Origin of the sequence: Nocardioides sp. Root151 (assembly GCF_001427925.1) — a bacterium.
Taxonomy (GTDB): domain Bacteria; phylum Actinomycetota; class Actinomycetes; order Propionibacteriales; family Nocardioidaceae; genus Nocardioides.
Genome location: NZ_LMGG01000001.1, coordinates 1,443,283 through 1,454,013, shown reverse-complemented (window position 1 = coordinate 1,454,013; position 10,731 = coordinate 1,443,283). Strand labels below are relative to the sequence as shown.

The following is a 10,731-nucleotide window of genomic DNA, read 5'->3' as shown; positions in this document are numbered from 1 at the left end:
CCGATGTGGCGGTGGTGTGGGCGCAGACCGAGGAGGGTGTGCGGGGTTTCGTGGTGCCGACGGACACCCCGGGGTTCTCGGCGCCGGAGATCAAGGCGAAGATGTCGTTGCGGGCCTCGGTGACCAGTGAGTTGGTGCTGGATCAGGTGCGGTTGCCTGCGGATGCGGTGCTGCCGGGTGTGGTGGGTCTGTCGGGTCCGTTGTCGTGTCTGAACGAGGCGCGGTTCGGGATCGTGTTCGGGGCGTTGGGGGCGGCGCGGGACTGTCTGGAGACCNGCGGGGTTCCAGTTGACGCAGGCGAAGCTGGCGGACATGACGGTGGAGCTGGGCAAGGGGATGCTCCTCGCCATCCACCTGGGCCGGCTCAAGGACGAAGGCAAGCTGGATCATCGGCAGGTGTCGTTGGGGAAGTTGAACAGCACGCGTGAGGCGATCAAGATTGCTCGGGAGTGCCGCACGATCCTGGGTGCTGCGGGGATCACGTTGGAGTATCCGTTGATGCGGCACGCGAACAACCTGGAGTCGGTGTTGACCTATGAGGGCACCAGTGAGGTGCACCAGTTGATCATCGGCCAGGCCGTCACCGGCGAGTCGGCCTACCGCTGAGCCTTCCCCTTGAGCGTGACGGACGCCTGGTGTCGACTCGTCGGGCCCCTGTGCCGGTGAGGGGGACACCCTCAGCGCACGACTTCGTCGAGCAACGCGTCGAGCCTGGCCAGCTCGGTCGCGGAGCCGAACATCGGCTCCCGCCCGGGCGGTGGGAGGAATCCGACAGCGTCCATCACCAGCCAGTGGGTGTCCGGAGTGCGGCCGGTCAGTCCGGCGTACGCCTTCATGAACCCACGGGCAGGGGAGGGCCCGAAGGCCATGGCCAGGTTGGTCGCGGCATGGGCCGCGTCGAGCCAGGCCGGACCGGTCGAGGTCTCCACCCAGTCGACGACGCCCGAGATCGAGCCGTCGGTCCAGAGCAGGTTGCGGTGACTGAAGTCCCGGTGGAGGAACGTCGGCTCGAACGGCGGTGAACCGGCGGTCAGCAGGTCGAAGGCTCGGCGCCACGAGTCGGGGTGCCGTGTCCACGGTGGGACCACCCACTTCGCCTCCCACGCCCACGACTGGAAGTCGCGGAACGGCTCGGCCGGCCGGAGGTCGTGGATCGTCGCCAGCATCGACGCCATGGCGTCCACCGCGGCAGCATCGACGCGAGTCGTCGGTGTGCCCGGAACGCGCGTCATCAGGTGAGCCGCGACTCCGGCAGCGGACCCCACCGCGATGCTCGTCGGGGCCGGTACGGCGCTCGAGGCGAGGGCGACCTGGGCCGCGCGCTCACGCAGGGTGAGGTCGCTGCCGTGCGTCCGCCACGGCTCCTCGGTCATGAGGCGCAGGACCGACTCACGACCGGACGAGTCGGTCAGGGCCAGCATGGTCGACGTCATCCCGCCGGCGAGCGGCTCGGCGCGAGCCAGAGGGCACCCCAACGCGTCGGCCGCCCACGCCAACGCAGCCTCGAGCACGGCCGATGACCTACCGCTGGGCCCGGAACGGGTGCGCGGGGTAGACCCCGAGGATGCGGATCTCGTTGGTGAAGAACTCCAGCTCCTCCAAGGCCCGCGCCAGTGCCGGCTGCTCGGGGTGCCCCTCGACGTCGGCCAGGAAGACGGTGGCGCTGAACTCGCCGTCGACCATGTAGGACTCGAGCTTGGTCATGTTCACCCCGTTCGTGGCGAACCCACCGAGCGCCTTGTAGAGCGCCGCAGGCAGGTTGCGGACCCGGAAGACGAAGGTGGTCACGGTCAGCTCGTCCGAAACCGGGGGTACGACGTACTCGCGCCCGAGCACCACGAAGCGGGTGGTGTTGTGCTCCTCGTCCTCGACGTCGGTGGCCAGCGTCTCGAGGCCGTAGATCTCGCCGGCGAGAGCCGTGGCCAGGGACGCGCGGGTCGGGTCGCCGCTCTCGGCCACCTCGCGTGCGGACCCGGCCGTGTCACCGGCCATCACCGGCTTCACGCCGAGCTCGTGGATGATCCGGCGGCACTGACCGAGTGCGTGGATGTGGCTGTGCACGGTCTTGATCGACTCGCGGGTGGCGCCGGGAACGGCGAGGAGCTGGAAGTGGATCGGCAGGAAGTACTCGCCGACGATGTGCAGCCCCGAGTCCGGGAGCGCGTGGTGGATGTCGGCCACCCGGCCGTTGCTGGAGTTGTCGATCGGGATCATCGCCAGGTCGGCGGCACCCTGCTGGACGGCGTCGAAGGCGTCCTCGAAAGACGCGCAGGGCAGGGGGTCGCCGTCAGGGAAGACGTCGCGTACGGCGATGTCGGAGTTGGCGCCGGGCTCGCCCTGGTAGGCGATCTTCTTCGCAGTCACGCAAGCATCTTCGCAGCCCCGCCCGGGTGAGCGCCTGGGCGTTCACCCTGTGCACCTCTCGTGGCGGCAGCGTCAGGGCCGCGTAACCTGACCCCCGGGTCCGGACGTCCGGATCGTCGTCGCGCAGAGAACGAGGAATCACCAGATGAGCTTTGAGGCACCCGTCGTCACCGTTGCCGGATCCACCGACGTCACCGCCCCCCTCGTGGTGCTGTTGCACGGCCGCGGAGCCGACGAGTCGTCGATCCTCGCGCTCTCCGAGCAGCTGCCCGAAGGCCCGGCGTACGCCGCGGTGCGTGCCCCGATCACCGAGGGCGGCGGCTACGCCTGGTTCGAGAACCGTGGCATCGGGCGGCCCGTCGAGGAGTCGCTGGCCGAGACCATCGCCTGGTTCCGCAAGTGGCTCGACGAGGTTGCTCCCGCCGGACGCCCGGTGATCCCGATCGGCTTCAGCGGTGGCGCGGCCTTCGCCGGCGGCCTCGTGCTCAGCGACCCCGCGCGCTTCGCCGGCGTGGCTGTGCTCAACGGCACGCTGCCGTGGGATGCCGGCCTGCCGGTCGACGTCGCACACCTGGCCGGCCTGCCGGTCTTCCTCGTGCACGGTGAGCAGGACTTCGTGATTCCCGCCGACCTGACCCGGCGCACGTGGGACTACCTGACCGGCGACTCCGGCTCGGCCACCCTGGCCCGCCGCGACCCCGGCGGCCACGTGATCTCCCACGAGACCGTCGCCGAGCTGGCTGACTGGCTGTCGCGCCGCCTGCACCACCTCGAGACCGTCGGCGCGGCACTCGTGGGCCGGGCGGAGACCGTGTCCTGGCCGACCCTGCCCGAGGGCCTTCCGGCGCGGGTCGGCGCGCGCCCGCTGGTGAGCTGGGCCTACCCGCAGCAGCAGTTCTCCGACCAGTCGCCGCACGAGCTCCAGACGGCACTGTTCGACCGGATCACGCGGGCCGAGGGTGTCAGCGTCGGCGAGTCCCAGGTCGCCGTACCCGGTTCGCGCGCCTTCTTCCTGGCCGACGCCGCCGGACCGGCCGAGGCCTTCGTGGTCGCCGAGGACAACGAGTTCGCGCACCTGCACCCGCTCTACGACACGTCCCTGCACCTGACCCTGCCGGCCGACCTCGCCGCCGACGCGATCGCCCAGGGCTGGGCCCAGCCGCACATGCATGCCGGCACCCGCAAGTCGCCCGGGTTCGTGCTGGTCTACGGGCCGCGCACCGAGGCCGAGGTCGAGGTCGTCGCCGGCATCGTCGAGGCCTCGCGCCGCTACGCGCTCGGCTGACCGACTATTCGGTCCGGCGCGCGATCTCCTCGCGCATCTGCTCGTTGACCGCGCGTTCGTACGCCGACACGAGCGCGGCGATGGAGAGCGGCTTGAGCAGCTCCACGGCCTCGGTCAGGTCCTCGTCGCTCGCACCCGACTTGCGGTACGCCGGCCAGAGCACGGTGCGGAAGTGCTCGAGCATGTCGGCCGCGACCGCCTGGGCGTGCCGGGCGTAGATGTCCCCCATGGCGGAGGCGGTTTCGGAGGGGTAGCCGAAGCGAATCAGCCGCAACCCCGCGTCGAGGTGCGCAAGTGCCACGTCGTAGCGCCCCTTGCCGACGGACGTGAGGACGCCGAGCGCACCCAGGCCCTCGAGGTCGTCCGCGGACAACGCGCGCCCGGCATGCTCCTCGAGCTCGGCCATCGTGACTCGCTCGGGATGCTCGGCCATCCATGGCGCGAGCAGAGCGCGATGCAGGCTGACCGTGGCCGGCGGTGCGTCGTCGGGGATCTTGGCGACGTACTTCTCGATCGCGGCGAGCGTGAAGCCGTGGGCCTGGAGCTCGGAGACCAGCTCGAGACGCGCCACGTGGTCGGCGGTGTAGTAGCCCGAACGGCCGCGACGGATCGGCGACGGAACGAGCCCGCGGGTCGTGTAGAAGCGCACGTTGCGCACGCTCATGCCGATGCGCTTGCACAGCTCGTCGAGCGTCATCAACTCCTTGAGGGAATCGACCGACTCGTCCATTCGACACCGTCCTGTTGCCCATGATCCGGATCACAGTGGTCTTCCTTGACCACCATGACAGTAATAGTGTCACAATCAAGGAGTGCGGTGGCTGACTCGCCGCGCACACCATCAGACATCACAGGAATCAGGGACGGTCATGGCTGAAGCATTCGTGTACGACCACATTCGTACGCCGCGCGGCAAGGGCAAGGCGAACGGCTCACTCCACGAGGTGAAGCCGGTCGACCTCGCTGCCGGGCTGCTCAAGGAGGTCCAGGAGCGCAACCCCAACCTGGACCCCAACCGCATCGACGACGTCGTGCTCGGCGTGGTCTCGCCGATCGGTGACCAGGGCGGCGACATCGCCAAGACCGCCGCGCTCAAGGCCGGTCTGCCCGACACCGTGGCCGGCGTACAGCTCAACCGCTTCTGCGCGTCGGGCCTCGAGGCCGTGAACCAGGCTGCCTCCCGCGTGCGCGGCGGTTTCGAAGACCTGATCCTGGCCGGCGGCGTCGAGGCGATGAGCCGGGTGCCGATGGGCTCCGACGGCGGCGCCTGGGCGATGGACCCGTCCACCGCACTCGCCACCGGCTTCGTGCCTCAGGGCATCGGCGCCGACCTGATCGCCACCCTCGAGGGCTGGAACCGCGAGGACGTCGACGCGTTCGCCGCCGAGTCTCAGGCCCGTGCGGCCAAGGCCCAGGCCAACGGCTACTTCGACGGTGCGGTCATCCCGGTCAAGGACATCAACGGCCTGACCGTCCTCGAGAAGGACGAGTTCATCCGCCCCGGCACCACGGTCGAGAGCCTGTCGGGCCTCAAGCCGAGCTTCGCCAGCATCGGTGCGGACGCCGGCTTCGACGACGTCGCGCTCGAGAAGTACCACTGGGTCGAGAAGATCAACCACGTCCACCACGCCGGCAACAGCTCCGGCATCGTCGACGGCGCCTCGCTGATCGCGATCGGCACCGAGCAGGTCGGCAAGGACCTCGGACTCACGCCGCGGGCCCGCATCATCTCCGCCGCCGTCTCGGGCGCAGACCCGACGATCATGCTCACCGGTCCGGCCCCCGCCGCCCGCAAGGCCCTGGCCAAGGCCGGCCTCGAGGCGAAGGACATCGACCTCTTCGAGATCAACGAGGCGTTCGCCGCGGTCGCCATGCGCTTCATGCGCGACATGGGCATCAGCCACGACATCACCAACGTCAACGGTGGCGCGATCGCGATGGGCCACCCGCTCGGTGCGACCGGCGCGATGATCCTCGGCACCCTGATCGACGAGCTCGAGCGCCGCGACAAGAAGCGCGGCCTCGCCACGCTCTGCGTCGGCGGCGGCATGGGCATCGCCACCATCGTCGAACTCGTCTGACCTCGCCACGACTTCCGGAACAGGACCTGAAATGACTGACACCCAGACCCAGAGCGCCGTGCGCTACGAGCGCGACTCAGACGGCATCGTCACGCTCACCCTGGACGACCCGACCGCGGGCGCCAACACGATGAACGACCTCTACAAGGACTCCATGGCCGCGGCCGTCGAGCGCCTGTACGCCGAGGTCGACGACGTCACCGGCGTCGTGATCGCCTCGGCGAAGAAGACCTTCTTCGCCGGTGGCAACCTGAAGAACATGGTCAAGACCACCAAGGACGACGCGGCCGAGATCTTCGCCGCCGCCGAGGAGATCAAGGCCGGTTTGCGCAAGCTCGAGACCTACCCCCGCCCCGTCGTCGCCGCCATCAACGGCGCCGCGCTCGGCGGTGGCCTCGAGATCTGCCTGGCCGCCAACCACCGCATCGCCGTCGACGGCTCCTACAAGATCGGGCTGCCCGAGGCCTCGCTCGGCCTGCTGCCCGGCGGCGGCGGCGTCACCCGCGTCGTCCGCATGCTCGGCATCCAGTCCGGCCTGATGGACGTGCTGCTCCAGGGCCCGCAGTTCAGCCCGGCCGCCGCGAAGGAGAAGGGCCTGGTCGACGAGGTCGTCGCCACCCAGGACGACCTGCTCCCCGCGGCCAGGGCGTGGATCCTGGACAACAAGGAAAACGCCGACGCCGCCTCGAACCCGTGGGACCGTGCCGGCTACAAGATGCCCGGCGGTACGCCGTCCAACCCGAAGCTGGCCGCGTTCCTCCCGGCCTTCCCGGCGCTGCTGCGCAAGCAGCTCAAGGGTGCCGACTACCCGGCCCAGAAGGCGATCCTCTCCGCGGCCGTCGAGGGCGCGCAGGTCGACTTCGAGACCGCGTCGCGCATCGAGTCCCGCTACCTGACGAACCTGATCGTCAACCAGGGCTCGAAGAACATGATCCAGGCCTTCTTCTTCGACCTGCAGGCGATCAACTCCGGTTCGCTGCGCCCCGACGGCTTCGAGCGCTTCAAGGCCACCAAGGTCGGCGTGCTCGGTGCCGGCATGATGGGCGCCGGCATCGCCTACTCCTGTGCCCGTGCCGGCATGGAGGTCGTGCTCAAGGACGTCTCCGACGAGAACGCCGCGAAGGGCAAGGCCTACTCCGAGAAGCTGCTCGACAAGGCGATCGCGCGCGGCAAGTCCACGGAGGAGAAGAAGGCCGAGCTGCTCGGTCGCATCACCGCCACCGCCGACCCGGCCGCGCTCAAGGGCTGCGACCTGGTCATCGAGGCCGTCTTCGAGGACCCGTCGCTCAAGGCCAAGGTGTTCGGCGAGATCATCGAGCACGTCAACCCCGACGCGCTGCTGTGCTCGAACACCTCGACCCTGCCGATCACTGAGCTGGCCGAGGGCATCAGCCGGCCCGCCGACTTCATCGGGCTGCACTTCTTCAGCCCCGTCGACAAGATGCCGCTCGTCGAGATCATCCGCGGCAAGGAGACCTCCGACGAGGCCCTGGCCAAGGCCTACGACGTCGTGCAGCAGATCAAGAAGACCCCGATCGTGGTCAACGACAGCCGTGGTTTCTACACCTCGCGCGTCATCGGCACCCAGATCAACGAGGGCCTGGCCATGCTCGGCGAGGGCGTGCACCCGGTCTCGCTGGAGCGCGCCGCCACGCAGGCCGGCTTCCCGGTCGGCCCGCTGCAGATCAGCGACGAGCTCAACATGGAGCTGATGGTCAAGATCCGCAAGGCGAACGTCGAGGCCGCCGAGAAGGCCGGCATCGACCCGGGCCCGGACCCCGCCGGTGCCGTCATCAACACGATGATCGAGGCCGGTCGTCCCTCGCGCCTCAAGGGTGCCGGCTTCTACGAGTACGTCGACGGCAAGCGCCAGGGCCTCTGGTCCGGTCTCGCCGAGACGTTCCCGGTGGCCGAGGAGCAGATCCCGCTCCAGGACATCAAGGACCGGATGCTCTTCATCGAGGCCCTCGAGACCGCGAAGACCTTCGAGGAGAACGTCATCACCTCGGCGGCCGCCGCCAACATCGGCTCGATCATGGGCATCGGCTTCCCGGCCAACACCGGCGGTGCCGCCCAGTTCATGACCGGCTACCAGGGCGCGGACGGCGAGATCGGCCTGTCCGCGTTCGTCAAGCGTGCCGAGGAGCTGGCCGCGGCGTACGGCGACAAGTTCGCGCCGACGCAGTACCTCAAGGACATGGTGGCGAAGGGCGAGTCCTTCCCCGCCTGACCCGACTGGTAGACCCGCTTGACGACGGCCCGCTGACCCTCGAGGTCGGCGGGCCGTCGTGCATCAGCGGGCCTTGGGTGGGCCCAGCTTCTTGGCGCAGGCGCGGGTCTGCTTGAGGTAGTCGGTGGCGACCGTGGAGTCGTCGCTCTTCAGGGCCGCTGCCACGATCGCGTTGCGCAGCACGTCGTCGTCGATCGCCTCGACGCAGTCGACGTACGCAGTGATGTCCTTGTCGGTCGCCTTCGGGTAGCGGTCGCGGCGGCTCTCGATCTCGCCACGGACGTCGCGGCAGGCGATCACCGCGTCGGCGTACCCACGGGCGACCTCGCGGTCGGTCAGGCCGCCCTGGGCGGTGTTGACGGTGAGGTTCCGCTTCAGCAGACCGCCCTTGATGAGCTTGGCGGTGCCGAGGTCGCTGACCATGCGCTTGCCGAGGCAGATGCCGGCGTCGCGGGCGAAGTCGGTGGGGTTCCTGCCCTGGAACTCGATCGCCAACGCCCGGGCCGCCTTCTCCTCGTCCTTGTCGAGGGTGGTCGGGTCGTCGCCGCCACACCCGGCCACGCCCATCAGGACGGGGCCGAGCAGGAGTACGGCGGCGAACCTGCCGACCGCGAGACGTGAGCGCATAGTGGACATGATGGCAGTCGCGGTACCTTCCCGGCATGGACTTCTCACCGACGCCCCGTGCCGCCGACCTGACCGCGCGAGTGGCCGCGTTCATGCGTGACGAGATCACGCCGATCGAGGGCGACTACCACCGAGAGCTCGCCGACCTGCGACGCACCGGCGACCCGTGGACGCCGCTGCCCGTGCTCAAGGAGCTGCAGGGCAAGGCCCGCGCGCAAGGTCTGTGGAACCTCTTCCTGCCCAAGGAGCACGCGGGGGAGTACGCCGCCCGCTTCGGCACTGACGGCGGCGAAGGGCTGACCAACGTCGACTACGCCCCGATCGCGGAGCTGACCGGGCGCTCCGCGATCGCGCCGCTCGTCTTCAACTGCAATGCGCCCGACACCGGGAACATGGAGGTGCTGCTGCGCTACGGCACCGGCGAGCAGCGTGAGCAGTGGCTCGAGCCGTTGCTCGACGGTCAGATCCGCAGCGCGTTCGGCATGACCGAGCCCGGAGTCGCGTCCTCCGACGCGACCAACATGGAGGCCACCGCGATCGTCGACGGCGACGAGGTCGTCATCAACGGCACCAAGTGGTTCACCACCGGCATCGGCAACCCCGAGTGCAAGATCATCGTGTTCATGGGGCTGACCGACCCCGACGCGGACCGCCACCACCGGCACACGATGGTGCTCGTGCCCCGTGACACCCCAGGCGTGAAGGTCGAGCGGATGCTCTCCACGATGGGCATCCAGGACGAGCCGCTGGGTCATGGCGAGGTGTCGTTCACCGACGTGCGCGTGCCGGTCGGGAACATCATCTCCGGGTCGGGGGAGGCCTTCGGCATCGCGCAGGGCCGGCTCGGCCCTGGCCGGGTGCACCACTGCATGCGCCTGATCGGCCTGGCCGAGGCGTGCCTCGAAGCCGCCTGCCGACGGGGTCTGGCGAGGACCGCGTTCGGCAAGCCGATCGCCAACCTGGGCGGCAACCGCGAGCGCATCGCCGATGCCCGCATCGCCATCGACCAGACCCGGCTGCTGGTGCTCGACGCGGCGTGGAAGCTCGACCAGGGCGGCCCGCTCAACGCGCTCTCGGAGGTCAGTCAGATCAAGGTGGCCGCGCCCAACATGGCGCAGCAGGTCATCGACTTCGCCATGCAGATCCACGGCGGTGCCGGTCTCTCGGACGACTTCATGCTGGCCGCGGCCTGGACCTCGGCCCGTTCGCTGCGCCTGGCCGACGGGCCCGATGAAGTGCACCGCGGCATGGTGGCCCGCCTCGAGCTGGGCAAGTACGCATGAGCGCCGGACCGGGCCGGCGGGTGCTGGTCACCGGGGCTGCTTCGGGGCTCGGCGCCGCGCTCGTCTCGGCGTTTTCCGCCCGGGGGGACCGGGTGCTGGCGACGGATCTCGACGTGCGGGGTCTCGATACAGGCGCAGAGCGCCTTACTCGACCAGCGGAGGGGGTGGAGCGCCTTCCTCGACCAGCGGAGGGGGTGGAGCGCCCTACTCGACCAGCGGAGTTGAAGCTCGACATCACGTCGGACGACGACTGGGCTGCCGCGCTGGCGTGGGTCGAGCGCGAGTGGGGCGGGCTCGACGTGCTGGTCAACAATGCAGGCGTCGCGGGTGGTGGCCGTCTCGACGTCGCCACGATGGACGAGTGGGAGTGGATCACCCGCATCAACCTCTTCGGTGTCGTGCGTGGCACGCGCACGTTCGTGCCGATGTTCAAGGCCCAGCGCTCGGGCCACATCGTCAACGTCGCCTCCCTCGCGGGCCTGGTCCACCCGGCCGGGATGGCGTCGTACAACGCGGTCAAGGCGGCCGTGGTGGCGCTCAGCGAGACCACCGGGCACGAGCTCGCGGCGTACGACGTGCGCTGCTCGGTCGTGTGCCCGTCCTACTTCCGGACCAACCTGATGGACGGCCTGCAGGGCGCCGACACCGCGCTCGGCGCGGTGATGTCACAGCTCGTGGAGAACTCGCCGTTCACCGCCGATGACATCGCGCGGGCCGTGCTCGAGGGGATGGATCGCGGAGAAGATGTCATCATTCCGGACAAAGCGGCCCGAGGTGCGGTGGACCTGAAGCAGAATGACCGCGCGGCGTACGACGCCGTCATGCGCAAGCAGGCCGCCCGACTCGACCAGATGGGATGAC

10 protein-coding genes are annotated in these 10,731 nt (G+C 69.4%); 6 read left to right on the top strand and 4 right to left on the bottom strand.

The genetic code is table 11. The annotated features are described in order from the left end of the window. Positions 1–276: 276 nt before the first annotated feature. The coding region (locus tag ASD66_RS25175) for an acyl-CoA dehydrogenase family protein (protein ID WP_268788513.1) at positions 277–606 on the top strand (330 nt) is incomplete at its 5' end. A 71-nt stretch (positions 607–677) separates the two neighbouring features. On the opposite strand, the gene ASD66_RS06895 is transcribed toward ASD66_RS25175, so the two are convergent. Beyond that, positions 678–1,511, bottom strand: coding sequence for a phosphotransferase family protein (locus ASD66_RS06895; RefSeq protein ID WP_056890386.1), 834 nt, complete (start codon positions 1,509–1,511; stop codon positions 678–680). Between the two features lie 10 nt (positions 1,512–1,521). Next, on the bottom strand, positions 1,522–2,364 hold the full coding sequence (locus ASD66_RS06890; RefSeq protein ID WP_056679527.1) for a prephenate dehydratase: 843 nt from the start codon (positions 2,362–2,364) through the stop codon (positions 1,522–1,524). Between the two features lie 145 nt (positions 2,365–2,509). Between ASD66_RS06890 and ASD66_RS06885 the strand changes: the two genes are divergently transcribed. Then, positions 2,510–3,649, top strand: coding sequence for a luciferase family protein (locus tag ASD66_RS06885; RefSeq protein WP_056679534.1), 1,140 nt, complete (start codon positions 2,510–2,512; stop codon positions 3,647–3,649). A gap of 4 nt (positions 3,650–3,653) precedes the next feature. Here ASD66_RS06885 and ASD66_RS06880 read toward each other — a convergent pair whose 3' ends face one another. Next, the gene (locus ASD66_RS06880) at positions 3,654–4,379 is read right to left on the bottom strand and encodes a MerR family transcriptional regulator (RefSeq protein ID WP_056679537.1); all 726 of its coding nucleotides are present in this window, start codon (positions 4,377–4,379) and stop codon (positions 3,654–3,656) included. A gap of 139 nt (positions 4,380–4,518) precedes the next feature. Here ASD66_RS06880 and ASD66_RS06875 point away from each other — a divergent pair, with 139 nt between their 5' ends. Continuing rightward, entirely contained in the window at positions 4,519–5,730 is a 1,212-nt protein-coding gene (locus ASD66_RS06875) for an acetyl-CoA C-acetyltransferase (protein ID WP_056679539.1), read from the top strand. Between the two features lie 31 nt (positions 5,731–5,761). After that, the gene (locus ASD66_RS06870; RefSeq protein ID WP_056679545.1) at positions 5,762–7,960 is read left to right on the top strand and encodes a 3-hydroxyacyl-CoA dehydrogenase NAD-binding domain-containing protein; all 2,199 of its coding nucleotides are present in this window, start codon (positions 5,762–5,764) and stop codon (positions 7,958–7,960) included. A gap of 63 nt (positions 7,961–8,023) precedes the next feature. Here the strand turns inward: ASD66_RS06870 and ASD66_RS06865 are convergent, their stop codons facing one another. Beyond that, positions 8,024–8,587, bottom strand: a complete 564-nt coding sequence (locus ASD66_RS06865; RefSeq protein WP_056679548.1) for a hypothetical protein — start codon at positions 8,585–8,587, stop codon at positions 8,024–8,026. Positions 8,588–8,622: 35 nt separating this feature from the next. Between ASD66_RS06865 and ASD66_RS06860 the strand changes: the two genes are divergently transcribed. Both ASD66_RS06860 and ASD66_RS06855 read left to right on the top strand, forming a co-directional pair. Beyond that, positions 8,623–9,870: an acyl-CoA dehydrogenase family protein gene (locus ASD66_RS06860; protein WP_056679551.1), complete on the top strand. Its 1,248-nt coding sequence runs from the start codon at positions 8,623–8,625 to the stop codon at positions 9,868–9,870. Continuing rightward, the gene (locus ASD66_RS06855; RefSeq protein ID WP_056679554.1) at positions 9,867–10,730 is read left to right on the top strand and encodes an SDR family NAD(P)-dependent oxidoreductase; all 864 of its coding nucleotides are present in this window, start codon (positions 9,867–9,869) and stop codon (positions 10,728–10,730) included. Before ASD66_RS06860 ends, ASD66_RS06855 begins: the two co-directional genes overlap by 4 nt. The last annotated feature ends 1 nt before the right edge of the window (position 10,731 follow it).